Source organism: Streptomyces sp. NBC_01306, assembly GCF_026340465.1.
Lineage (GTDB): Bacteria > Actinomycetota > Actinomycetes > Streptomycetales > Streptomycetaceae > Streptomyces.
Window position 1 is genome coordinate 6,425,709 of record NZ_JAPEPC010000001.1, and the last position, 24,112, is coordinate 6,449,820.

At 71.0% G+C, this 24,112-nt stretch carries 24 protein-coding genes; 20 read left to right on the forward strand and 4 right to left on the reverse strand.

Annotated elements, in window-relative coordinates:
* The first annotated feature begins 209 nt into the window (after nucleotides 1-209).
* Both OG385_RS28465 and OG385_RS28470 read left to right on the forward strand, forming a co-directional pair.
* On the forward strand, nucleotides 210-836 hold the full coding sequence (locus tag OG385_RS28465; protein WP_266861227.1) for a vitamin K epoxide reductase family protein: 627 nt from the start codon (nucleotides 210-212) through the stop codon (nucleotides 834-836).
* Nucleotides 837-925: 89 nt separating this feature from the next.
* Nucleotides 926-2,293: a replication-associated recombination protein A gene (locus tag OG385_RS28470; RefSeq protein ID WP_266858934.1), complete on the forward strand. Its 1,368-nt coding sequence runs from the start codon at nucleotides 926-928 to the stop codon at nucleotides 2,291-2,293.
* A gap of 13 nt (nucleotides 2,294-2,306) precedes the next feature.
* Here OG385_RS28470 and OG385_RS28475 read toward each other — a convergent pair whose 3' ends face one another.
* Complete coding sequence (locus OG385_RS28475) at nucleotides 2,307-2,978, reverse strand: DUF2470 domain-containing protein (protein ID WP_266861228.1); 672 nt, start codon at nucleotides 2,976-2,978, stop codon at nucleotides 2,307-2,309.
* Nucleotides 2,979-3,164: 186 nt separating this feature from the next.
* Here OG385_RS28475 and rpsD point away from each other — a divergent pair, with 186 nt between their 5' ends.
* Complete coding sequence (gene rpsD / locus OG385_RS28480) at nucleotides 3,165-3,779, forward strand: 30S ribosomal protein S4 (protein WP_164265384.1); 615 nt, start codon at nucleotides 3,165-3,167, stop codon at nucleotides 3,777-3,779.
* Here the strand turns inward: rpsD and OG385_RS28485 are convergent.
* Complete coding sequence (locus tag OG385_RS28485; protein WP_266858935.1) at nucleotides 3,767-5,926, reverse strand: AAA family ATPase; 2,160 nt, start codon at nucleotides 5,924-5,926, stop codon at nucleotides 3,767-3,769. The two genes, rpsD and OG385_RS28485, sit on opposite strands and share 13 nt — an antisense overlap.
* Before the next feature lie 169 nt (nucleotides 5,927-6,095).
* On the opposite strand from OG385_RS28485, the gene OG385_RS28490 reads away from it, so the two are divergent.
* From OG385_RS28490 to OG385_RS28515, 6 genes are all read left to right on the forward strand, one after another.
* Nucleotides 6,096-6,524 carry a DUF948 domain-containing protein gene (locus tag OG385_RS28490; protein ID WP_266858936.1) on the forward strand — a complete coding sequence of 143 codons (429 nt, stop codon included), beginning with the start codon at nucleotides 6,096-6,098 and terminating at the stop codon, nucleotides 6,522-6,524.
* A 7-nt stretch (nucleotides 6,525-6,531) separates the two neighbouring features.
* The gene (locus tag OG385_RS28495; protein ID WP_266858937.1) at nucleotides 6,532-6,846 is read left to right on the forward strand and encodes a DUF6167 family protein; all 315 of its coding nucleotides are present in this window, start codon (nucleotides 6,532-6,534) and stop codon (nucleotides 6,844-6,846) included.
* Entirely contained in the window at nucleotides 6,846-9,515 is a 2,670-nt protein-coding gene (gene alaS / locus OG385_RS28500) for an alanine--tRNA ligase (protein WP_266858939.1), read from the forward strand. Before OG385_RS28495 ends, alaS begins: the two co-directional genes overlap by 1 nt.
* Nucleotides 9,515-9,979 (forward strand): Holliday junction resolvase RuvX, encoded by a 465-nt coding sequence (gene ruvX / locus OG385_RS28505; protein ID WP_266858941.1) that lies wholly within the window; start codon nucleotides 9,515-9,517, stop codon nucleotides 9,977-9,979. The genes alaS and ruvX overlap by 1 nt, the downstream gene beginning before the upstream one ends.
* A 101-nt stretch (nucleotides 9,980-10,080) precedes the next feature.
* Nucleotides 10,081-11,991 carry an endolytic transglycosylase MltG gene (gene mltG, locus OG385_RS28510; protein WP_266858943.1) on the forward strand — a complete coding sequence of 637 codons (1,911 nt, stop codon included), beginning with the start codon at nucleotides 10,081-10,083 and terminating at the stop codon, nucleotides 11,989-11,991.
* Complete coding sequence (locus OG385_RS28515) at nucleotides 11,984-12,811, forward strand: shikimate dehydrogenase (RefSeq protein ID WP_266858945.1); 828 nt, start codon at nucleotides 11,984-11,986, stop codon at nucleotides 12,809-12,811. Before mltG ends, OG385_RS28515 begins: the two co-directional genes overlap by 8 nt.
* 46 nt (nucleotides 12,812-12,857) lie before the next feature.
* On the opposite strand, the gene OG385_RS28520 is transcribed toward OG385_RS28515, so the two are convergent.
* Complete coding sequence (locus tag OG385_RS28520; RefSeq protein ID WP_266858946.1) at nucleotides 12,858-13,232, reverse strand: hypothetical protein; 375 nt, start codon at nucleotides 13,230-13,232, stop codon at nucleotides 12,858-12,860.
* A 270-nt stretch (nucleotides 13,233-13,502) separates the two neighbouring features.
* On the opposite strand from OG385_RS28520, the gene aroC reads away from it, so the two are divergent.
* From aroC to OG385_RS28565, 9 genes are all read left to right on the forward strand, one after another.
* Nucleotides 13,503-14,687, forward strand: coding sequence for a chorismate synthase (aroC, locus tag OG385_RS28525; protein WP_266858947.1), 1,185 nt, complete (start codon nucleotides 13,503-13,505; stop codon nucleotides 14,685-14,687).
* Entirely contained in the window at nucleotides 14,684-15,241 is a 558-nt protein-coding gene (locus OG385_RS28530) for a shikimate kinase (RefSeq protein WP_266858949.1), read from the forward strand. The genes aroC and OG385_RS28530 overlap by 4 nt, the downstream gene beginning before the upstream one ends.
* Nucleotides 15,238-16,332, forward strand: coding sequence for a 3-dehydroquinate synthase (gene aroB, locus OG385_RS28535; RefSeq protein WP_266858951.1), 1,095 nt, complete (start codon nucleotides 15,238-15,240; stop codon nucleotides 16,330-16,332). The genes OG385_RS28530 and aroB overlap by 4 nt, the downstream gene beginning before the upstream one ends.
* On the forward strand, nucleotides 16,329-16,769 hold the full coding sequence (gene aroQ / locus OG385_RS28540) for a type II 3-dehydroquinate dehydratase (RefSeq protein WP_266858953.1): 441 nt from the start codon (nucleotides 16,329-16,331) through the stop codon (nucleotides 16,767-16,769). The genes aroB and aroQ overlap by 4 nt, the downstream gene beginning before the upstream one ends.
* A 102-nt stretch (nucleotides 16,770-16,871) precedes the next feature.
* Nucleotides 16,872-17,681, forward strand: coding sequence for an AAA family ATPase (locus OG385_RS28545; protein ID WP_266858954.1), 810 nt, complete (start codon nucleotides 16,872-16,874; stop codon nucleotides 17,679-17,681).
* A 61-nt stretch (nucleotides 17,682-17,742) separates the two neighbouring features.
* Nucleotides 17,743-18,849 (forward strand): aminopeptidase P family protein, encoded by a 1,107-nt coding sequence (locus OG385_RS28550; RefSeq protein WP_266858956.1) that lies wholly within the window; start codon nucleotides 17,743-17,745, stop codon nucleotides 18,847-18,849.
* A 51-nt stretch (nucleotides 18,850-18,900) separates the two neighbouring features.
* The gene (gene efp / locus OG385_RS28555) at nucleotides 18,901-19,467 is read left to right on the forward strand and encodes an elongation factor P (protein WP_164264558.1); all 567 of its coding nucleotides are present in this window, start codon (nucleotides 18,901-18,903) and stop codon (nucleotides 19,465-19,467) included.
* A 2-nt stretch (nucleotides 19,468-19,469) separates the two neighbouring features.
* Nucleotides 19,470-19,898: a transcription antitermination factor NusB gene (nusB, locus tag OG385_RS28560; RefSeq protein ID WP_266858958.1), complete on the forward strand. Its 429-nt coding sequence runs from the start codon at nucleotides 19,470-19,472 to the stop codon at nucleotides 19,896-19,898.
* Nucleotides 19,899-19,999: 101 nt separating this feature from the next.
* Nucleotides 20,000-21,544, forward strand: coding sequence for an aminotransferase class V-fold PLP-dependent enzyme (locus OG385_RS28565; protein WP_266858959.1), 1,545 nt, complete (start codon nucleotides 20,000-20,002; stop codon nucleotides 21,542-21,544).
* A gap of 108 nt (nucleotides 21,545-21,652) precedes the next feature.
* Here the strand turns inward: OG385_RS28565 and bldD are convergent, their stop codons facing one another.
* The gene (gene bldD / locus OG385_RS28570) at nucleotides 21,653-22,153 is read right to left on the reverse strand and encodes a transcriptional regulator BldD (protein ID WP_014157378.1); all 501 of its coding nucleotides are present in this window, start codon (nucleotides 22,151-22,153) and stop codon (nucleotides 21,653-21,655) included.
* Nucleotides 22,154-22,381: 228 nt separating this feature from the next.
* On the opposite strand from bldD, the gene pyrR reads away from it, so the two are divergent.
* Nucleotides 22,382-23,020 carry a bifunctional pyr operon transcriptional regulator/uracil phosphoribosyltransferase PyrR gene (gene pyrR / locus OG385_RS28575; protein ID WP_266858960.1) on the forward strand — a complete coding sequence of 213 codons (639 nt, stop codon included), beginning with the start codon at nucleotides 22,382-22,384 and terminating at the stop codon, nucleotides 23,018-23,020.
* A 112-nt stretch (nucleotides 23,021-23,132) separates the two neighbouring features.
* Entirely contained in the window at nucleotides 23,133-24,110 is a 978-nt protein-coding gene (locus OG385_RS28580; RefSeq protein ID WP_266858961.1) for an aspartate carbamoyltransferase catalytic subunit, read from the forward strand.
* Nucleotides 24,111-24,112 lie beyond the last annotated feature (2 nt).

The following is a 24,112-nucleotide window of genomic DNA, read 5'->3' on the forward strand; positions in this document are numbered from 1 at the left end:
CGCAGAGGGTCGGCCAGGACGGCGCCGCCGTGTCCCGGCCGCTGCCCTCGTCCGCCGGCCGTGCACGCCACCCGGCCGGAAGGCCTTCCGGCGGGCGGGCCGCCCGGCGCAGGGGTCCGCATCTCCTTATCTCCATCGAACAGTGCGAACCCCGCGCGGTGCGGCACAATGAGCCTGCCCACAGGCCACAGGAGCGATGGATCGGCATGATGACGACGACAGTGGTTGACGACGTGTCCGCGCAGCAGGACGGGAAGACCGGCGCGAGCCGTGCCTTCGGCTGGCTTCTGGTGATCACCGGAGCCGCCGGGCTACTCGCGGCGTGGGTCATCACCCTCGACGAGTTCAAGCTCCTGAAGAACCCGAACTTCACCCCCGGCTGCAGCCTCAACCCGGTGGTGTCCTGCGGCAACGTGATGAAGAGCGCGCAGGCCTCGGTCTTCGGCTTCCCCAATCCGATGCTGGGCCTTGCCACCTACGCCGTCGTGATCGGTGTCGGCATGAGCCTGATCGCGGGCGGGCGCTACAGCCGCTGGTACTGGCTGACGTTCAACGCGGGCTGCCTCTTCGGCGTCGGCTTCGTCACCTGGCTCCAGTACCAGTCCCTGTACAACATCAACTCGCTCTGCCTCTGGTGCTGCCTGGCCTGGGTGGGCACGATCACCCTCTTCTGGTACGTCACCTCGCACAACATCCGGCACGGCCTGCTGGCCGCCCCCGGCTGGCTGCGGAGCTTCTTCGGCGAGTTCACCTGGGTGCTGCCCGTCGTGCACATCGGGATCATCGGCATGCTGATCCTCACCCGCTGGTGGGACTTCTGGACCGGGGCGCACTGACCTCTCGTACTCCGGCCCCGGACGGGCCGGTCCCGGGCGGCGACAGCGGCCCGGGACCGTTGTCAGTGGCGTGACATAGGGTTTTGTACGTGGAACCCGATCTGTTCACCGCCGCGGCCGAAGAGCGCCAGGAGAAGGACCCGTCCAGCAGCCCCCTGGCTGTACGGATGCGCCCGCGCACCCTGGACGAAGTGGTGGGCCAGCAGCATCTCCTGAAGCAGGGCTCACCGCTGCGACGGCTCGTTGGCGAGTCCGGCGGCGGACCTGCCGGGCCCTCGTCCGTGCTGCTCTGGGGGCCGCCGGGCATCGGCAAGACGACCCTCGCCTACGTCGTGAGCCAGGCCACCCGGAAACGGTTCGTCGAGCTCTCCGCCATCACGGCGGGCGTCAAGGAAGTCCGCGCCGTCATCGACGGCGCACGCAGGGCCTCGGGGGGATACGGCAAGGAGACCGTCCTCTTCCTCGACGAGATCCACCGCTTCAGCAAGGCCCAGCAGGACTCACTGCTCCCCGCGGTGGAGAACCGCTGGGTCACGCTGGTCGCCGCGACCACCGAGAACCCGTACTTCTCGATCATCTCGCCGCTGCTCTCCAGGTCCCTGCTGCTCACGCTCGAATCGCTCACCGACGACGACCTGCGGTCGCTGCTGCACCGGGCACTCACCGAGGAGCGCGGGCTCGGCGGCGCCGTCACGCTGGCGCCCGCGGCCGAGACGCATCTGCTGCGGATCTCCGGCGGCGACGCCCGCCGCGCCCTCACCGCACTCGAAGCGGCGGCCGGCGCGGCCATGGCCAAGTCCGAGCCGGAGATCACGCTCGGGACGCTGGAGGAGACGGTCGACCGCGCCGCGGTGGCGTACGACCGCGACGGCGATCAGCACTACGACGTGGCGAGCGCCCTGATCAAGTCGATCCGCGGCTCCGACGTGGACGCCGCCCTGCACTATCTGGCCCGCATGATCGAAGCGGGGGAGGACCCGAGGTTCATCGCCAGACGGCTGATGATCTCGGCCAGTGAGGACATCGGACTCGCCGACCCCACCGCGCTGCCGACCGCGGTCGCTGCCGCCCAGGCCGTCGCGCTGATCGGCTTCCCCGAGGCCGCGCTCACCCTCAGCCACGCCACGATCGCGCTGGCGCTGGCCCCCAAGTCGAACGCGGCGACGACAGCGATCTCCGCCGCCCGCGCCGATGTGCGCGCGGGTCTTGTCGGGCCGGTTCCGGCGCATCTGCGCGACGGGCACTACAAGGGCGCGGCCAAGCTCGGCCACGCCCAGGGCTACGTCTATCCGCACGATGTCCCGGGCGCCATCGCCGCCCAGCAGTACGCCCCGGACTCCGTGCGGGGCAAGCGTTACTACGAGCCCACCCGGTACGGCGCCGAGGCGCGCTACGCGGACGTGGTCGAGAAGGTGCGGGAGCGGCTGTCGGGCGAAGGCGCGGACGGACGTCAGTGACGGCCCGGCGGTCTCACCCGGCCGCCGCGTCGAAGAGCGTGTACATGGCGCGTTGCAGCCCGGTCACATCGCTCACCGGCTCGTGGAAGTCGAAGCGCGCGTCGAAGCACCGGGCGCCGGTGAACCGCACCCGCAGCCCGAACCGGTCGAGCGCCAACGGCACCGCCGCGGTCCCGTCCGGCACCCGGTCGCCGAGCAGCCCGGACACCTGGTCGCCGTGGGCGGAGTGCAGATGCTGGAGCAGTTCGGCCTCATGGCCGACCAGGGGATCGGCGACCGCCTCCGCGAACTCCTCGGGCTCGGCACTCCCGTGCCCCCAGAGGTCGTCCACGTACACCTCTCCGACCTCCAGCCGCAGCATCATGCGGCCCGGAGCCGCCATGCCGGGTACGGAGGTGAGCCAGCCGGAGACCCGGGCCCGGCCGCGGATCCGGTGGGGCACGGAGACCGGGGCGACATCTGTGATCTCCAGCACCGCGGCCAGCTCGTCGTCCTGGGCGTGGGTCGCCGCCCGGACGGCCGGGGACGCGGCGGGGAAGAGCAGATACAGCTCGCCGTCGGGTCCGGTGCTGCGGGTGAGCGGGACCAGCTGGTCGCTGAGGGCGGCTTCGACCCCGGTCACCAGCAGTACCGCGGAGCAGGTACTCTGTACGAGAGTTCGTGTGCGCTCGGCTGCTGACGGCATCCGGGCGGATTCAAGTCCGCTGGGACGCGGCTGACCACGATCTGATCGGACCTCCGTCGCGTCGACGCCCAGAGCGTCGGCCTTCTTTGTGCTGTCCGTGATGTGACTGGTGTTCCCCGGACGAGACATACGATCTCCTTGAGTAAGGTGAGCCTAACCTAACCCAACCATGGAGGTTTGGAGAACGTGCCTAACCAGTCGCGTCCCAAGGTCAAGAAGTCACGCGCGCTCGGTATCGCGCTGACGCCGAAGGCTGTCAAGTACTTCGAGGCCCGTCCGTACCCGCCGGGCGAGCACGGCCGTGGCCGCAAGCAGAACTCGGACTACAAGGTCCGTCTGCTGGAGAAGCAGCGTCTGCGCGCCCAGTACGACATCAGCGAGCGCCAGATGGCCCGCGCCTACGACCGCGCCAAGAAGGCCGAAGGCAAGACGGGCGAGGCGCTGGTCGTCGAGCTTGAGCGCCGTCTCGACGCCCTGGTCCTGCGTTCGGGCATCGCCCGGACCATCTACCAGGCCCGCCAGATGGTCGTCCACGGCCACATCCAGGTCAACGGCGGCAAGGTCGACAAGCCGTCGTTCCGCGTCCGTCCCGACGACGTCGTGATGGTCCGCGAGCGCAGCCGCGAGAAGGTCCCCTTCCAGGTTGCCCGTGAGGGTGGCTACGACACCGAGGGCGAGACCCCGCGCTACCTCCAGGTGAACCTGAAGGCCCTGGCCTTCCGCCTGGACCGCGACCCGAACCGCAAGGAAATCCCGGTCATCTGCGACGAGCAGCTGGTCGTCGAGTACTACGCCCGCTGATCCGGACGTACCTCGCGCTTCATCGCTTCGGCCCGTCGTCCCCTCGCTCCTCGCGGAGCCGGGGGCGGCGGGTCTTCGCGTGCTGCCGGGCCGTGCAGCGCACGCGCCACCGCGGCGTCCCGGCCCAGCTGTGCACCCCGCGACAGGAAACTCTCGTAGACCTCGGGACCCAGCTTGCGGCGGGCCCCCTCCTCGCACCGCTGATGCGGCGCGTTGTAGTACGCCGAGCCGAAGAGCGGCAGCCCCACCGACGACCAGAGCCGCCCGGCCGCGCCCTGCAGCAGCGCGGCCTCCGTGGCCTCGCCGCCCTCCAGGGCGAGCAGCGCCATCAGCTCCAGGGCGAGCACCGTGCCCAGCTGGTCGTGGAAGGCATGGCTGGTCGCGAGGGACTCGGACAGCAGCTCGCGGGAGCGCGCCGCCCGGCCGTCCGACCAGGCCTCGAAAGCCAGTACATACAGCGCGTAGGCCCGCGCCCAGCGCTCGCCGTGGTCCTCGCAGACCGTCACGACGTCCTGGCAGATGGCGACCGCCTCGGCGAGCCGGCCGCGGAAGCACACCGCCATCGCCAGCTCGACCTGGCCCATCAGGACGTTGCTGTTGAGTTCACCGAGCTCCCGGTACTGCCCGATCGCCTCGCGCAGCAGTTCCTCCGCGCGCGGCATGTCATCGGTGACCAGCGCCAGACAGCCGGTCCTGTGCAGCGCGTACGCGGCCGCCACCTCGTCACCGGTGTGCTGCGCCGCCTCGTGGCACTCGTGGAGGGCGGCCACCGCGGCCACCGCGTCGCCCTGGAGCACCGCCACGTAGCCCAGGACCCAGAGGGCTTTGAGCCGTGAGCCGTCGTGCCCGCTCTCCGCCTCCAGTACATGCTCCAGCCAGTGCCGGCCCTCGGCGAGCCGCCCGCAGCCCGCCCAGTAGAACCAGAGCGTCCCCGCCAGGTACTGCGCCAGATGAACGTCACCGGAGTGCTCCAGCGAGAACTCCAGCGCGCCCCGCAGATTGGGCAGTTCACTGTCCACCCGGGCCGCGATCCCGGCCTGCCGTGGGCTGAACCAGTCGAGCTCGCACCAGGTGGCCAGCCCCAGGAACCAGTCGCGGTGGCGCCGCCGGAGCTGCTCGGTGTCCCCGGTCGCGGCGAGCCACTGTGCCCCGTAGTCCCGGATCGTGTCGAGCATCCGGTAGCGGACGCCCGCCGGGGTGTCCTCCCGTACCAGCACGGACTGTGCGAGCAACTCGTCCAGCACCTCCAGGACGCCGTCGGAGGGGAGTTCGGGGCCGGCGCAGATGTACTCGGCCGCCTCCAGGTCGAACTGCCCGGGGAACACGGAGAGCCGCGCCCAGAGCAACCGCTGTTCCGGGGTGCACAGTTCGTGGCTCCAGCCGATCGCCGTGCGCAGCGTCCGGTGGCGCGGCAGCACACCCCTGCCGCCCCCGGTCAGCACCCGGAACCGGTCGTCCAGCCTGGCCAGCAGCTGCTCGACCGAGAGGGCCCGCATCCGTCCCGCCGCCAGTTCCAGCGCGAGCGGGATCCCGTCCAGCCGCCGGCACACCTCCGCCACCAGCGCGGCGTCGCTCCGGGCGAACCGGAATCCGGGCCGGCCAGCCGAGACGCGTTCGGTGAAGAGCCGCACGGCGTCCCGGTCCCGCATCGGCCCCAGCGGGAGGGGCAGCTCGCCCTCGATCTCCAGGGGCCGCCTGCCGACCGCGATCACCCGCAGTCCCGGTGCGCTGCGCAGCAGTGCGAGGAGCAGCCCGGCGCACGCGTCGACCAGGAACTCGAAGCCGTCGACCACCAACAGCAGCTCCCGCCCGGCGAGATGGCGGGTCAGCACCTCGCGCGGCGGCCTGCTCGTGTGGTCGGTCAGCCCCAGGGCCTCGACGAGGGTGTGCTCGACCAGCTCCGGGTCGCGCAGGGCGGACAGCTCGGCCAGCCACACTCCGTCGCAGAACCGTTCCTGCAGTGTCTCCGCCACCTGCGTCGCCAGCCGTGTCTTGCCCACGCCACCGACTCCGACCACGGTGACCAGCCGGGACGAGCCGATGAGTCTCTCCAGCTCGGCGGCCTCGCTCCGGCGCCCCACGAACCGGCTGAGCTCTGCCGGAAGGCTGCCGGGGGCGGTCCGATGGCCGGTCGAGTCACTTCGCATAGAACACGGAGAGTACGCGGCGGTGAGCACTACGTACAATCCGATGCCGGAACTCCCGGCGCGCACAGCGGATATCCGGTACAGGGGCGGAGTCCCGGCGCGATAGGCTCGGAAACCGCAATCGATGTGACCAACGACGTGACTTCCGACGACCAGAGAGCGGTGCAACGTGTCCGGTGGAGAGGTGGCCGGCATCCTGGTGGCCGTCTTCTGGGCGATCCTGGTCTCCTTCCTCGCCGTGGTGCTGGTGAGGCTGGCCCAGACGCTCAGGACGACCACCAAGCTGGTGGCGGACGTGACCGACCAGGCCGTGCCCCTGCTCGCCGACGCCTCCACGGCCGTCCGGTCGGCGCAGACCCAGCTGGAGCGGGTCGACGCCATCGCGAGCGACGTGCAGGAGGTCACCTCCAACGCGTCGGCGCTCTCCACCACCGTCGCATCGACCTTCGGCGGACCGCTGGTGAAGGTCGCGGCCTTCGGCTACGGCGTCCGCCGGGCCCTCGGGCGCAAGGGCGAAGCGGAGCCGGAGAGCCCGCGCCGCCCGGTGATCGTCGGCCGCACGGTGCCGGCCCCACGGCGTAGGAAGCGGAAGGGCTGACGCTGCAATGTTCCGCCGTACGTTCTGGTTCGCCACCGGCGCCGCAGCCGGTGTGTGGGCCACCACCAAGGTCAACCGCAAGATCAAGCAGCTGAGCCCGGAGAGCCTCGCGGCGCAGGCGGCGAACAAGGCCGTCGACGCGGGCCACCGGCTGAAGGACTTCGCCGTCGACGTACGGGCCGGAATGGTCCAGCGCGAGGCGGAGCTGGGGGAGGCGCTCGGCATCGACGCGCAGCCCGGACCGGCCGAGCTTCCCGCGCGGCGACGTCTCGCCGCCATCGAATACACCAAGCACTCGCACAACCGGAATGAGGACCACTGATGGAGTCGGCTGAAATTCGCCGCCGCTGGCTGAGCTTCTTCGAGGAGCGCGGGCACACCGTCGTCCCTTCGGCGTCGCTCATCGCGGACGACCCGACTCTGCTCCTTGTGCCCGCGGGCATGGTCCCGTTCAAGCCGTACTTCCTGGGCGAGGCCAAGCCGCCGGCCCCGCGCGCCACCAGCGTGCAGAAGTGCGTGCGTACACCGGACATCGAAGAGGTCGGCAAGACCACCCGGCACGGCACGTTCTTCCAGATGTGCGGCAACTTCTCCTTCGGCGACTACTTCAAGGAAGGCGCCATCCAGTACGCCTGGGAGCTGCTCACCAGCTCCGTGGCGGACGGCGGTTACGGTCTTGAGCCCGAGCGGCTCTGGATCACCGTCTACCTGGACGACGACGAGGCCGAGCAGATCTGGCGCGAGAAGATCGGCGTACCGGCCGAGCGCATCCAGCGGCTGGGCAAGAAGGACAACTTCTGGTCCATGGGCGTCCCCGGCCCCTGCGGACCGTGCTCCGAGATCAACTACGACCGCGGCCCGGAGTTCGGAGTCGAGGGCGGCCCCGCCGTCAACGACGAGCGCTACGTGGAGATCTGGAACCTGGTCTTCATGCAGTACGAGCGCGGCGCCGGAGACGGGAAGGAGGACTTCCCGATCCTCGGCGACCTGCCGTCCAGGAACATCGACACCGGCCTGGGCCTCGAACGCCTGGCGATGATCCTCCAGGACGTGCCGAACCTGTACGAGATCGACACCTCGCAGGTCGTCATCGACAAGGCCACCGAGCTGACCGGCGTCAGGTACGGCCAGGCCGAGGGCTCGGACGTCTCGCTGCGGGTCGTCACCGACCACATGCGTACGTCCGTGATGCTCATCGGCGACGGTGTGACCCCCGGCAACGAGGGCCGCGGCTACGTCCTGCGCCGCATCATGCGCCGGGCCATCCGCAACATGCGGCTGCTGGGCGCCACCGGGCCGGTCGTCGCCGAGCTGGTCGACGTGGTGATCAACACGATGGGCCACCAGTACCCGGAGCTCATCACCGACCGCAAGCGCATCGAGACCGTCGCCCTCGCCGAGGAGGCCGCCTTCGTCAAGACGCTGAAGGCCGGCACCAACATCCTCGACAGCGCCGTCAGTGAGACCAAGGCCGCCGGCGGCCGGATCCTCGCCGGTGACAAGGCGTTCCTGCTCCACGACACCTGGGGCTTCCCGATCGACCTCACCCTGGAGATGGCCGCCGAACAGGGCGTCTCGGTGGACGAGGACGGCTTCCGGCGGCTGATGAAGGAGCAGCGCGAGCGGGCCAAGGCCGACGCCAGGTCGAAGAAGACCGGCCACGCCGACCTCTCCGCCTACCGCGCCGTCGCCGACAGCTCCGGCGCCACCGAGTTCACCGGATACACCTCCACCGAGGGCGAGTCGACCATCGTCGGACTGCTCGTCGACGGGGTGCCGTCGCCCGCCGCCACCGAGGGCGACGAGGTCGAGATCGTCCTGGACCGGACCCCGTTCTACGCCGAGGGCGGCGGCCAGCTCGCCGACACCGGCCGGATCAGGCTCGACTCGGGCGCTGTCGTGGAGGTCCGCGACGTCCAGCAGCCGGTCCCCGGGGTCTCCGTGCACAAGGGCTCGGTCCAGGTGGGCGAGGTGACGGTGGGAGCCGCCGCCTACGCCGCCATCGACCAGCGCCGCCGCCGGGCCATCGCCCGCGCCCACAGCGCCACCCACCTCACCCACCAGGCGCTGCGCGACGCCCTCGGCCCGACGGCCGCCCAGGCCGGCTCGGAGAACTCGCCCGGTCGCTTCCGCTTCGACTTCGGTTCGCCCAACGCCGTTCCCGGCACGGTCCTCACCGACGTCGAGCAGAAGATCAACGATGTCCTCGCCCATGAACTCGACGTCCACGCCGAGGTCATGTCCATCGACGAGGCCAAGAAGCAGGGCGCCATCGCCGAGTTCGGCGAGAAGTACGGCGAGCGCGTCCGTGTCGTCACCATCGGAGACTTCTCCAAGGAGCTGTGCGGCGGGACGCATGTCCGCAACACGGCCCAGCTCGGACTGGTGAAGCTGCTCGGCGAGTCCTCGATCGGCTCCGGTGTGCGCCGGATCGAGGCTCTGGTGGGCGTCGACGCGTACAACTTCCTGGCCAGGGAGCACACGGTGGTCGCCCAGCTCCAGGAGCTGGTCAAGGGCCGCTCCGAGGAGCTGCCCGAGAAGATCTCCGGGATGCTCTCGAAGCTCAAGGACGCCGAGAAGGAGATCGAGAAGTTCCGCGCGGAGAAGGTCCTCCAGGCCGCCGCCGGTCTCGCCGCCGGGGCCAAGGACGTACGCGGTGTCGCCGTGGTGACCGGCCAGGTCCCCGACGGCACGGGCGCCGACGACCTGCGCAGGCTCGTTCTCGACGTACGGGGCCGTATCCAGGGCGACCGCCCCGCCGTGGTGGCCCTCTTCACCACGGCCAACGGCCGCCCGCTGACGGTCATCGCCACCAACGAGGCCGCCAGGGGCCGCGGTCTCAAGGCCGGCGAGCTGGTCCGTACGGCTGCCAAGACCCTCGGTGGCGGCGGTGGCGGCAAGCCGGACGTCGCCCAGGGCGGCGGGCAGAACCCGGACGCCATCGGCGACGCCGTGGCCGCCGTCGAGCGCCTGGTCGGAGAGACCGCCTGATGCGACGGGGCCGCCGGCTTTCGATCGATGTCGGGGACGCCCGGATCGGGGTCGCCTCGTGCGACCCCGACGGGGTCCTCGCCACACCGGTGGAGACCGTGCCCGGACGTGATGTCCCGGCCGCCCACCGGCGGTTGAAGCAATTGATCGCCGAGTACGAACCGATTGAGGTCGTGGTCGGCCTTCCCCGTTCCCTGAATGGAGGAGAGGGCCCGGCGGCCGCCAAGGTCCGCGGATTCGCCCAGGAACTCGCTCGTGGTATCGCACCCATTCCGGTGCGATTGATCGACGAGAGGATGACCACAGTGACAGCGAGTCAGAGTTTGCGGGCCTCAGGCGTAAAGTCCCGAAAGGGTCGTTCTGTCATCGACCAGGCGGCGGCCGTTGTCATCCTGCAGAATGCACTGGAGTCCGAACGGGCGTCAGGCGTTGCTCCAGGTGAGGGCGTCGAAGTGGTTGTCTGACCGGGTTACGGTAACGTTCCGCGCCATGCGGCGGTTTTCGAACAGCTGCCGCACAGCACAAGAGGCGGACCGTCCGGAGGCCTCGCGGCTCTAGGGGACCGATGACTGAGTATGGCCGGAGCGCAGGCTCCGAACCGTGGCATCCCGAGGACCCGTTGTACGGGGACCAGGGATGGGGAGGTCAGCAGGACGCCTCCGGTCAGACGCCGTACAACGGCCAGGCGCAGCAGTACGCCCAGGTGCAGCAGTACGACCAGTACGGCAACCCGGTGTACAGCCCGCCGCAGGACCCGTACCAGCAGCAGTACCCGCAGCAGCAGGGGCAGTATCCGCAGGACCCGCAGCAGCACGGCGCGGGCCAGGACCAGTACGGCCAGGGCCAGTACGGCCAGAACCAGAACCAGTACGGCCGGGACCAGCAGCAGTACCCGCAGGACCCGAACCAGCAGCAGTACGCGCAGAATTCGAATGCGCAGCAGTACCCGCAGACCCCGCACCAGCAGGCCCCCGACCAGCAGGCGCAGTACCAGCAGCAGTACGGGCAGCCCCCGTACCAGCAGGACGCGTACCCGCAGCAGACCCAGCCGCAGCAGAACGGCGGCTGGGACGGCGCAGCGCAGACCGGTGTGGCGTACGGCGCGGATCCGCACACGCCGTACGGCGGACAGCCGGTGCACCACAACGGGGAGAACCCCGACTTCTACCGGACGCCCGACGCCTATCCGCCGCCGCAGCCCCCCGGCCGCCGGGACGAGTGGCAGCAGGAGCCGCCCGCGGAGCCCGAGGCCGAGCCGCAGCACGAGCCCGAGACGCATCCTTTCTTCACCGGCGCCGACAGTCCTGTCGGCGGCGGCGATGACGACTACGACGACGACCCCGCCGAGACACGTGACGGCACCCGGGACCGCCGGGGCAAGAGCGGAAAGCCCAAACGCCGCAACGGCTGTGCCTGCTTCGTGGTCTCACTCGTCATGGTCGCCGGCCTCGGCGGCGTGGGCTATGTCGGTTACAGCTTCTACCAGTCCCGCTACGCACCGCCGCCCGACTACACCGGCGTCGGCAGCACGCCGGTCGAGGTCGAGGTCCCGCAGGGCACGGGCCTCGGCGGGATCGGCCGGCTGCTGAAGCAGAAGGGCGTCGTCAAGAGCGTCCAGGCGTTCGTCACCGCGGCCGGGAAGAACCCGAAGGGCAAGGCGCTGCAGGCCGGGGTGTACAGCCTCAACCAGCAGATGTCCGCGGCGAACGCGGTCACCGCGATGGTGGACCCGAACAGCCTGAACCAGCTGATCATCCCGCCCGGCTGGCGGAACGCCAATGTGTACGCGGCCATCGACAAACGGCTGGAGCTCAAGGCCGGGACCACCGCCGGCGTCGCCAGGTCGCAGGCCGACAAGCTGGGTCTGCCCGGCTGGGCCAAGGGGCACAAGAACCTCAAGGACCCGCTGGAGGGCTTCCTGGCGCCGGCGAGCTACCCGATCGCCAAGGGGATGAAGCCGGAGGACCTCCTCAAGAAGATGGTCGGCCAGTCGGACAAGACGTACGGGGACGACAAACTCGACGCGGCGGCGCACCGGCTGGGGCTGAAGGACTCGTTCCAGGTCGTCACCGTGGCGAGCATGCTCCAGGCCGAGGGGAAGACGAACGACGACTTCCGGCGGATGGCCGAGGTCATTTACAACAGGCTGAAACCCAGCAATCTCCAGAACACCAATCAGCGGCTTCAGTTCGACTCCACGTACAACTATCTCAAGGGCCAGAGCAAGATCAATATCGGCTCCACCGAGATCAACAAGAACACGGATCCGTACAACACCTATAAGCAGAGAGGGCTGCCCCCCGGACCCATTGGGAATCCGGGCAAGGACGCCATGGCGGCAGCGTTGAATCCGACAAAGGACGGCTACTACTTCTTTGTTTCGATCGACGGGCACCAAACCGAATTCGCCAAGACGTATGCGGAGTTCATGAAGTTGAAGACGCAGTTCGATGCCAAACAGAGCAGCAATGGCTGAGGCTCGCAGGGCGGCCGTTCTGGGCTCGCCGATCGCGCACTCGCTCTCGCCGGTGCTGCACCGTGCCGCGTACCGGGAACTCGGCCTCGGTGACTGGTCGTACGACCGTTTCGAGGTGGACGAGGCGGCCCTCCCGGCGTTCGTCGACGGGCTGGGCGCGTCCTGGGCCGGGCTCTCGCTGACCATGCCGCTCAAGCGGGCGGTCATCCCGCTGCTCGACGAGGTGACCGCGACGGCCGCATCCGTCGAAGCGGTCAACACGGTGGTGTTCACCGCCGACGGGCGCCGGGTGGGTGACAACACCGACATCCCGGGGATGATCGCCGCGATGCGTGAGCGCGGCGTCGAGAAGGTCGAGTCGGCCGCCGTCCTGGGCGCGGGCGCCACCGCCTCGTCCGCCCTCGCGGCCCTCTCCCTCATCTGTACGGGCCCGGTCACCGCCTACGTACGCAGTGCCGCCCGCGCCCAGGAGATGCGCGGCTGGGGCGAACGGCTGGGCGTCGACGTGCGCACGGCCGACTGGGCGGAGGCCGCCGGGGCGTTCAACGCGCCGCTGGTCATCGCGACCACCCCGGCCGGCACCACCGACGCGCTCGCCGCCGCCGTCCCCGACGCGCCCGGCACGCTCTTCGACGTGCTGTACGAGCCGTGGCCGACACCGCTCGCCACCGCCTGGCAGTCCCGCGGCGGGGCCGTCGTCGGCGGCCTCGACCTGCTGGTGCACCAGGCGGTGCTCCAGGTCGAGCAGATGACCGGGAGCAGCCCCGCACCGCTGGCCGCCATGCGGGAAGCGGGAGAGCGGGCGCTCGCCTCGCGGTGAGGCTCGGCCTGCCGTACGTACACACGGCATCCGGCAGTGCGGCGGGTCAGCCGCGGTGCCGGAGGCCGATGCCCGTACCCGCCGCGTAGTCCTGGGTCCAGCTGCGGCCCGCGTCGGACTTCCAGGTGACCTGGACGGTGTCGCCCAGGGCCCTGACGCGCTCCACCGTCATGGAGCGGTCACTGTCCCTGACATCGCCGCGGCGCAGCTCCCGCGCCTCCACGGTGACGCGCTCGGCGGGCTGTGCGCGCTGTGCCTCGCCGGCCGCCCGCACCAGGGCGGCGGCCAGCTCCCTGGCCTGCGCGGGGGAGCAGTGCAGCACGGTCTCCGGGGCCTGCGGCGACGTCCGCGCGGTGAGCCGTACTCCTGCGGCGCCCGCCGTCAGGGTCACCCCCGCGCCGTCCGCGAGATCCAGTTCCACGCGCTCTCCGTCTCTCTCCGGCGGCCCGCGTCCGGGGGCCGCCCCGCTCTCCGGTGACCTCCGCATTGGAGCACACCGCGCGCCCCTGCCCCGGCGCCGGACGCCGGATCCGGCGGCGCCCGGACGGTCCTTACGGGGACCGGGCCGACGTCCGCCAGCTGGACCCGTGACCGCCCGGCGCCCCGGTCGTGGGAGGATCGGGTCAGGCGGGCCAGGGCCGCGCACCCGGTCGCGCCGTCGCAGATCGAGGCGCGAGCATGAGGAGCACCGTTGAGCAGGTTGCGTTGGCTGACCGCGGGGGAGTCGCACGGACCCGCACTGGTGGCGACGCTGGAGGGGCTTCCCGCCGGCGTCCCGGTCACCACGGACATGGTGGCGGACGCGCTCGCCCGGCGGCGGCTCGGATACGGCCGCGGCGCCCGGATGAAGTTCGAGAAGGACGAGGTCACCTTCCTCGGCGGGGTCCGGCACGGGCTGACCATGGGCGGCCCGGTGGCCGTCATGATCGGCAACACCGAGTGGCCCAAGTGGGAGAAGGTCATGTCGGCCGACCCGGTCGACCCCGACGAGCTGGCCCAGCTGGCCCGCAACGCCCCGCTGACCCGCCCCCGCCCCGGCCACGCGGACCTCGCGGGTATGCAGAAGTACGCGCTGGACGAGGCCCGGCCGATCCTGGAGCGCGCCAGCGCCCGTGAGACGGCGGCCCGCGTCGCCCTCGGCACGGTGGCCCGCTCCTACCTGAAGGAGACGACCGGCATCGAACTCGTCTCGCACGTCGTGGAGCTGGCCGGAGCGAAGGCCCCCTACGGCGTCGTCCCGGTCCCCGCCGACGAGGCGCGGCTGGACGAGGACCCGGTGCGCTGCCTGGACGCGGACGCGTCGAAGGCGATGGTCGCCGAGATCGACCAGGCCCACAAGGACGGTGACACCCTCGGCGGTGTGGTCGAGGTGCTCGCCTACGGCGTACCGGTCGGCCTCGGTTCGCATGTCCACTGGGACCGCAGGCTCGACGCCAGGCTCGCCGCCGCCCTGATGGGCATCCAGGCCATCAAGGGCGTCGAGGTCGGCGACGGCTTCGACCTGGCCCGGGTGCCGGGCTCCAAGGCCCACGACGAGATCGTGCCGACCGATGAGGGCGTACGCCGCACATCGGGCCGCTCCGGTGGTACCGAGGGCGGAATGTCCACCGGTGAACTGCTGCGCGTCCGGGCCGCGATGAAGCCGATCGCGACCGTGCCCCGCGCGCTCGCCACCATCGACGTGGCCACCGGCGAGGTCGCCGCCGCGCACCACCAGCGCTCGGACGTCTGCGCGGTGCCTGCCGCCGGGATCGTCGCCGAGGCCATGGTCGCGCTGGTCCTGGCGGACGCGGTCGCGGAGAAGTTCGGCGGCGACAGTGTCGGCGAGACCCGCAGGAACGTCCGGTCGTTCCTCGACAACCTGCAGATCCGATGACCGGGCCGCTGGTCGTCCTCGTCGGCCCGATGGGCGTCGGCAAGTCCACCGTCGGTGAACTGCTCGCCGAGCGGCTCGGCGCGGGCTACCGCGACACCGACGCCGACATCGTGGCCGCCGAGGGCCGCACCATCGCGGACATCTTCGTCGACGACGGCGAGGACCACTTCCGCGCCCTGGAACGCGCGGCGGTACGCGAGGCGGTGACCGGGCACACCGGCGTACTGTCGCTCGGCGGCGGCGCGGTCCTCGACCCGGCCACCCGCGAGCTGCTCGCCGGCCGCCCCGTCGTCTACCTCTCCATGGACGTGGACGAGGCGGTCAAGCGGGTCGGGCTCAACACCGCGCGCCCGCTGCTCGCCGTCAACCCGCGCCGTCAGTGGCGTGAGCTGATGGACGCGCGGCGGTCCCTGTACACCGAAGTCGCCCGTGCCGTCGTCGCCACCGACGGCCTGTTCCCCGAAGAGGTCGCCGAGGCGGTCCTCGACGCCCTGGAGCTCCGGCTCCCCGCAGGGGACATCACCCCGCCCCCCGGCCAGGAGAAGACCGTATGACGCAGGACGCCCCCATCCGTATCCAGGTCGGCGGCACGGACGGCCACGATCCGTACGAGGTGCTGGTCGGCCGTCAGCTGCTGGGCGAACTGCCCGCGCTGATCGGCGAGCAGACCAGGCGGGTCGCCGTACTGCACCCCGAGGCGCTGGCCGAGACCGGCGAGGCGGTGCGCCAGGACCTCGCCGACCAGGGGTACGAGGCCATCGCGGTCCAGCTGCCCAACGCCGAGGAGGCCAAGACCGTCGAGGTCGCCGCCTACTGCTGGAAGGCGCTGGGCCAGACCGGGTTCACCCGCACCGATGTCATCATCGGCGTCGGCGGCGGCGCGACCACCGATGTGGCCGGGTTCGTCGCGGCGACCTGGCTGCGCGGAGTGCGCTGGATCGCGGTCCCCACCACCGTGCTCGGCATGGTGGACGCGGCCGTCGGCGGCAAGACCGGCATCAACACCGCCGAGGGCAAGAACCTGGTGGGCGCCTTCCACCCGCCCGCCGGGGTGCTCTGCGACCTCGCCGCGCTGGACTCGCTCCCGGTCAACGACTACGTCTCCGGGATGGCCGAGATCATCAAGGCCGGTTTCATCGCCGACCCGGCCATCCTCGACCTCGTGGAGTCCGACCCCGAGGGGGCCCGTACACCCGCAGGACCGCACACCGCCGAGCTGATCGAGCGGTCCATCCGGGTCAAGGCCGAGGTCGTGTCGAACGACCTCAAGGAGTCGGGGCTGCGGGAGATCCTCAACTACGGCCACACGCTCGCCCACGCCATCGAGAAGAACGAGCGCTACAAGTGGCGGCACGGCGCCGCCGTCTCGGTCGGCATGGTGTTCGCCGCCGAACTCGGCCGTCTCGCGGGGCGCCTCGACGACGCGACCGCCGACCGGCACAGCGCCGTACTCGCCTCCGTCGGGCTGCCGCTGACCTACCGGGGCGACCAGTGGCCCAAGCTCCTGGAGACGATGAAGGTCGACAAGAAGTCCCGGGGCAACGTCCTGCGCTTCATCGTCCTCGACGGACTCGCCAAGCCGACGGTCCTGGAGGGTCCCGACCCGGCCGTCCTGCTCGCCGCGTTCGGTGAGGTCTCCGCGTGAGCGCCCGCGTCCTCGTCCTCAACGGCCCCAACCTGGGCAGGCTGGGCTCCCGCGAGCCCGACGTCTACGGTGCGACGTCGTACGCGGGACTCGTCGAGGCCTGCACCCTGCTGGGCAAGGAGCTCGGTCTCGACGTCGAGGTGCGTGAGACCAACGACGAGGGCGAGATGATCCGCTGGCTGCACGAGGCGGCCGACGGTGCGGTCCCCGTCGTGATCAACCCCGGTGCATTCACGCACTACTCGTACGCGATGCGGGACGCGGCGGCCCAGCGCACCGCCCCGCTCATCGAGGTGCACATCTCGAATCCGTACGCCCGCGAGGAGTTCCGTCACAACTCGGTAATCGCCGCGGTCGCCAGCGGTACCGTGGCGGGCTTCGGGATCGGCTCCTACCGCCTCGCCCTGCGGGCGCTGGCCGGGGAACTCCCCGGCTGAAGCCGGACTTTGGTCCCTCCCCGGCCGTTCACAGGGTGCCGGCCGGGGAGGGTACCGTTCAGTACGAGAACCAGTCGGCTGAGCGAGACGGAGTGGCACCGGATGCAGCACGCTGTGGGACCTCCGCTGCCGCCGCCCCCACCGGGCGCCGCAGGCTGGGGACAGAGCGCCCAGCATCCCGGCCGGCCCCCGGGCTGGGTGGCACCCGGCCGGCCGGCGGGCCCGCCCGCGCCGCCGCCCCAGCCGCCGCCGGCGCCGCCGTCCATGGAGACGACCGGCCACATCCAGCTGCCGCCCGGTGGGCCGGTCCCGCTGCCGGCGCCGCCCGTGGCCAGCACCCCGGCCGACACCGGCAACACCACGCTCGCCGTCCTCCTCATAGGACCGGCGGGCGCCGGCAAGACCACCGTCGCCCGGCACTGGGCGCGGAGCCGCCGGATGCCCACGTCGCACATCAGCCTCGACGACGTACGCGAGTGGGTCTGCTCCGGTTTCGCCGACCCCAAGACCGGCTGGAACGACCACTCCGAGGCCCAGTACCGGCTGGCCCGCCGCACCTGCGGCTTCGCCGCGCGCAACTTCCTGGCCAACGGCATCTCCTGCATCCTCGACGACGCGGTCTTCCCCGACCGCCCGGTCGTCGGCCTCGGCGGCTGGAAGCGCCACGTGGGCCCCGGCCTGCTGCCCGTCGTCCTGCTGCCGGGCCTGGAAGTCGTCCTGGAGCGCAACGCGGCCCGCAGCGGCAACCGCCGCCTCGGCGACGAGGAAGTCGCCCGGATCCACGGCCGGATGGCCGGCTGGTACGGCTCGGGGCTGCCGATCATCGACAACTCGGGCTACGACGTGGCGACCACCGCCCAGGTGCTCGACGACGTACTCGCCCGCTCCATCGCCTCCCCTCCGACCTGGTGAAGCTCCCCGGTCGGACGCGCTGAACCAGCCGGGACCCGCTGCCGCTCCTAGGCTCGGGACCATGGCAGAGGTGTTTGCGGTCCGCCGGGCAAGGCTGCGCGACCGGTGCCTGGCAGCGGGCAGCGGGGCGGCGCTGGTCTCCCGGCCGGCCAACGTCCGGTATCTCGCCGGTGCGGCCCCGGCGGGCGCGGTCCTGCTGCTGGGCCCCGACGGCGATGAGCTTCTCTGCCCTGCCGAGCCGCCGGACGACCACCAGGACGGCCGCCCCGACGAGCACCTGCGGCTCACGGTGCTGCCGGCGCCGGGCGGCGACCCGGCGGTGGCAGCCGCCGGCCGGCTCGGCTCGGTGGGCGCCGTGACGCTGGCCGTCGAGGAGCACCATCTGACCGTCGCGCGGCACCGGGCCCTGCAGTCGGTGGCTCCGCGGGTGCGTCTCGCCGATCTCGCCCGCGCCGTCGAGCAGCAGCGGATCATCAAGGACGAGGACGAGATCCGCTGTCTGCGCACCGCGGGGGAGATCACCGACCAGGCCCTGGGCGAGCTGCTCGAATCGATCCTCGTCGGGCGCACCGAGCGCCATCTCGCCCTGGAGCTGGAGCGCCGCCTGGTCGACCACGGAGCCGCCGGTCCTTCCCTCCCGACCTCGGTGGCCACCGGTCCCAACGCCGGACTGTGCGGCCACCGCCCGACCGACCGCCGGGTCGAGGAGGGCGATCTGCTCTCCGTCCGGCTCGGGGCGGTGTACCGCGGATACCGATGTGAGATCGGCCGGACGTTCGTCATCGGGACGGCGCCCGCGGACTGGCAGATCGAGCTGTACGACCTGGTCTTCGCCGCACAACGGGCAGGTCGGGAGGCACTTGTGCCCGGCGCGGCCTGCCGGGACGTGGACCTCGCGGCACGCCATGTACTGGAGGCCGCGGGCCACGGCGACACCCTCGGCCCGTCGACCGGACACGGTGTCGGGCTCGAAATCGACGAGGACCCGCAGCTGGCACCTGCGGCCATGGGTAAACTGGACGCTTGCGTGCCGGTCACCGTCGAACCGGGGGTCCACCTCCCTGGCCGGGGCGGAGTCCGGATCGATGACACGCTCGTCGTACGCCCTGAGGCGGACGGCGGACCCGAGCTACTCACCATTACGACCAAGGAGCTGCTCGCCCTCTAGTGGCGTGCACCCGCGGTCCCACACACGCTGCAGTCCAGGAGAACCTCAACCGTGGCTTCCACGAACGACCTCAAGAACGGCCTGGTGCTCAAGCTCGACGGGGGCCAGCTCTGGTCCGTCGTCGAGTTCCAGCACGTCAAGCCCGGCAAGGGCCCGGCTTTTGTGCGCACCAAGCTCAAGAACGTGCTTTCCGGCAAGGTCGTCGACAAGACGTTCAACGCCGGTGTGAAGGTCGAGACGGCCACCATTGACCGACGCGACATGCAGTTCTCGTACATGGACGGCGAGTACTTCGTGTTCATGGACATGGACACCTACGACCAGCTGATGGTCGACCGCAAGTCGGTCGGTGACGCGGCCAACTTCCTCATCGAGGGCTTCACCGCCTCGGTCGCCCAGTACGAGGGCGAGGTGCTCTACGTCGAGCTCCCGGCCGCGGTCGAGCTGACGATCCAGCACACCGACCCGGGCGTCCAGGGCGACCGTTCCACCGGCGGCACCAAGCCGGCCACCCTGGAGACCGGTTACGAGATCGGTGTCCCGCTGTTCATCACGACCGGCGAGAAGATCAAGGTCGACACGCGATCCGGTGATTATCTCGGCCGGGTGAACAGCTAACCGTGGCTGCCCGGAACACGGCGCGCAAGCGCGCCTTCCAGATCCTCTTCGAGGCCGACCAGCGCGGGGCGTCCGTGCAGACCGTCCTCGCGGACTGGATCCGTCACGCCCGGACCGACGACCGGCAGCCACCGGTCAGTGAGTACACGATGGAGCTCGTCGAGGGGTACGCGGAGCACGCGGACCGTATCGACGACCTCATCGCCACCTACGCGGTGGGCTGGACCCTCGACCGGATGCCGGTCGTCGACCGCAACATCATCAGGCTCAGCGCGCACGAGCTGGTGTGGGTCGACGGGACGCCGGACGCCGTCGTGATGGACGAGGCGGTGCAGCTCGCCAAGGAGTTCTCCACCGACGAGTCGCCGGCCTTCATCAACGGCCTGCTCGGCCGGTTCAAGGACCTCAAGCCGAGTCTGCGCCGCGACTGACCCCGGTCACGGAGTCCGCCCAGCCAGGCCCGGAGCAGAAGATGAACAATCTTCCGCTCCGGGCCTGGTGCGTTCCGCGGACCGTGACCTAGGTTGCGCGCATGGCTGACCCAGGTGCACAGACCGGCGAGCCGGTCCCCGCGGGGACCGGACCGTACGCCCCCGCCGACCGGCGCATCCTCGACAGGCTCGGCGCCCTGCGCGCGGCCGATCTGCCCGTCAGGGGCGGACGCACCATGGCGTACGTCTACGACTCGGGCCTGCCGGGCATCGAGGAGCTGGCCAATGCGGCGGCCGCCGCGTTCGCGGGCGTCAACGGCCTCGACATGACGGCCTTCCCCAGTGTGGTGTCCCTGGAGAACGACATCGTGGCGCGCACCGCCCGGCTGCTCGGCGGCGGCCCTGACACCGTGGGCACCTTCACCAGCGGCGGTACGGAGAGCTGTCTGCTCGCCGTCCTCACCGCCCGCGAACACGCACTGCGCACCCGTGGTGTCACCGAACCCGAACTGGTGCTGCCCGAGACCGCGCACGCGGCCTTCCACAAGGCCGCCGCGCTCTTCGGGCTCAGGACCGTGGTGGTCCCGGTGGACCCGCTGACCTACCGGGTGCGCGTCGCCGACCTCACGGCCGCGCTCTCCGACCGCACGGCGCTCGTGGTGGTCTCCGCGCCCTCGTACGCCCACGGGGTGATCGACCCGGTCGCTGAAGCCGCCGCCGAGGCGGCCCGGCACGGCGTGCTCTGCCACGTCGACGCATGTATCGGCGGCTGGTACCTGGGGCATCTGAGGCTGGGCGCTGATGCGCCGGCGCCGCCGCCGTTCGATCTTGCCGTGCCCGGTGTCACCTCGCTCTCGGTCGACCTGCACAAGTACGGATACACGGCCAAGGGCGCGTCGGTCCTGCTGTTCAGGGACGCCGAACTCCGCAGGCACGGCTGGTTCGCGCATGCCTCATGGCCCGGCTACCCGGTGGTCAACGCCACCCTCCAGGGCACCAAACCGGCCGGGCCGCTGGCTGCCGCCTGGGCGGTTCTTGAGCGGATCGGCACCGACGGGTACACGGCGCTCTCGCTGCGCGTCCACGAGGCGGTGACGGCGCTCGTGGTGGGGATCGCGGACATCGACGGGCTCCGGGTGCTCGGCAGCCCCGACTCCTCACTGCTCGCGATCGCCGGCGACGGACCGGGCATCGACCCGTTCGTGGTGGCGGACGAGATGCGCCGCCTGGGCTGGTACGTACAGCCGCAGCCCGCCTTCGCGGGCTCACCGGCCAATCTGCATCTCACCGTGACGGCGGCGATGGCGGGGGAGGACACCGTACGGAAGCTGCTCGGCGCGCTGACCGCCGCGGTGGCCGCAGCCGCGGCCACCGGGCCCGCCGAGGCCGATCCCGCGGTGCTCGCGGCCGCCGCGGCACTCGACCCGGAGACGCTCACCCCCGAGGAGGCGGCTCTCGCGGTCGACTTCGCCGGAGTGGGGGCGCAGGGGGAGCTGCCCGAGCGGATGGCGCCCGTCCTCGCGGTGCTCCAGGCGCTGCCGCCGAAACTCGCCGAACGGCTGCTGCCCGAACTCGTCGGCCGGCTCTACCGGCCCGCGGGACTGACGGCGGGGACTGACGGCGGGGGACTGACGGTGTCGGACTGAGGTGGGCCGACCGCCGCCGGGAGCCGGAAACCCGAAAGGCGGCCACCGGCATATGCGGGGCCGCCCTTCGGACGAGACGTTTCTTCTGTTGAACAATCGGCGAGCGGCTCAGCCCTCGTCGTGCGCGACCGCGCGCCGCGCGTCCGCGTCCAGCACACCCCAGCTGATCAGCTGCTCGGTGAGCACCGAGGGGGACTGGTCGTAGATGACGGCGAGTGTGCGCAGGTCGTCCTGGCGGATCGACAGCACCTTGCCGTTGTAGTCGCCGCGCTGGCTCTGGATCGTGGCCGCGTAGCGCTGGAGCGGCCCGGCCTTCTCCGGCGGGACGTGGGCGAGGCGCTCCAGGTCCAGGACGAGCTTCGGCGGCGGCTCGGCCGCTCCGCCCGGCGTCGTGCCCGGCAGCAGCTCCTGCACCGGAACCCCGTAGAAGTCCGCCAGCTCGGCGAGGCGCTGGACGGTCACGGCGCGGTCGCCACGCTCGTACGAACCCACCACTACGGCCTTCCACCGGCCCTGGGACTTCTCCTCGACACCGTGGAGGGAAAGGCCCTGCTGGGTGCGGATGGCACGGAGCTTGGCCCCGAGCTGTTTTGCGTATTCGCTGGACATATGGCTCCCCGGACGCTGAGATGCACTGCGGCTCCGCCGCGCGGCTGGTAACTCACTGTGAGGTTACGCAGCGTTACTTGGATGCGTCAAGCCGAATGGTCCGGACCGCCTCCGGACCGCCTCCGGACCAGGGCGGGAACGCCCGCTCCGCCCCTGGTACGGTGGCTGTTGTAATCCCGACGTCCTTTAAGGTCCGTCCCGTGAGGCGGAGAAGGAGGTCCGTTTCATATGGACACCAGCAGTGCAAGTTCAGCCAGTGGAAGTTCTGCCAGTGCGGGCCCGAACGGTGCCGGCGCAGGCAGCGGTGGTTCCGGCGCGCGCCCCGTTCTGGAGGCCCCGGACATCGCACGGGTTCTGACCCGTATCGCTCACGAGATCGTCGAACGCGCCAAGGGCGCCGAAGACGTCGTGCTCCTCGGCATCCCGACCCGCGGTGTGTTCCTGGCCCGCAGGCTCGCGGCCAAGCTCGAAGAGATCACCGGCCGTACGATCCCGGTCGGTTCCCTGGACATCACCATGTACCGCGACGACCTGCGGATGCGGCCCGCCCGCGCGCTGGCCCGTACGGACATCCCCGCGGACGGCGTCGACGGACGCCTGGTGGTCCTCGTCGACGACGTGCTCTTCTCCGGCCGTACGATCCGTGCCGCGCTGGACGCCCTGGGCGACATCGGCCGCCCGCGCGCGGTGCAGCTCGCGGTCCTCGTCGACCGCGGCCACCGCGAACTCCCGATCCGCGCGGACTACGTCGGCAAGAACCTCCCCACGTCGCTGCGGGAGACGGTCAAGGTCCAGCTCGCCGAGGAGGACGGCCGCGACACGGTCCTGCTCGGTACCGAGCGGACCGCCCCGGCCGGCGGCCGTTAGCTCCTCTCCCGTACGGCCCGCGACCCGGGCCGCAGAGCTGTGCCCGCCCGCCTGCCCTGCCTGAATCCGCTGCGTCCTCCGCGACCCCCGCGAAAACATGGAGAACACCCAGATGAAGCGTCACCTCATCTCGGCCGCCGATCTCACCCGTGACGACGCCGTCCTGATCCTCGACACCGCCGAGGAGATGGCCCGGGTCGCCGACCGGCCGGTCAAGAAGCTTCCGACCCTGCGCGGCCGGACCGTCGTCAACCTCTTCTTCGAGGACTCGACCCGGACCCGCATCTCCTTCGAGGCCGCGGCCAAGCGGCTCTCCGCCGACGTCATCAACTTCTCCGCGAAGGGCTCGTCGGTCTCCAAGGGCGAGTCCCTCAAGGACACCGCGCTGACCCTGGAAGCCATGGGCGCCGACGCCGTCGTCATCCGGCACGGCTCGTCCGGGGCCCCGTACCGGCTCGCCACATCGGGCTGGATCGACGGCGCTGTCGTCAACGCGGGCGACGGCACCCACGAACACCCCACCCAGGCACTCCTCGACGCGTTCACCATGCGCCGCAGGCTGGTCGGGGCCGACACCGGCATAGGGCGCGACCTCGAAGGCCGCCGGATCACCATCGTCGGCGACGTGCTGCACAGCAGGGTCGCCCGGTCCAACGTCCATCTGCTGCACACCCTCGGCGCCCGGGTGACGCTGGTCGCGCCGCCCACGCTGGTGCCCATCGGCGTCGAGCACTGGCCCTGTGAGGTCTCGTACGACCTCGACCGGGTGCTCCCCGAATCCGACGCCGTCATGATGCTGCGTGTGCAGCGCGAGCGGATGAACGCGGCCTTCTTCCCCACCGAACGCGAGTACTCGCGCCGCTACGGCCTGGACGGCGACCGCATGGCGCGGATGCCCGGCGACTCCATCGTGATGCACCCCGGACCGATGAACCGCGGGATGGAGATCACCGCCGACGTCGCCGACTCGGACCGCTGCACCGCCGTGGAGCAGGTCGCCAACGGCGTCTCGATCCGGATGGCCGTCCTCTATCTGCTGCTGGGCGGCTCCGAGCCCGCCATGACTTCCCGTACCGAGGAGAGCAAGTAATC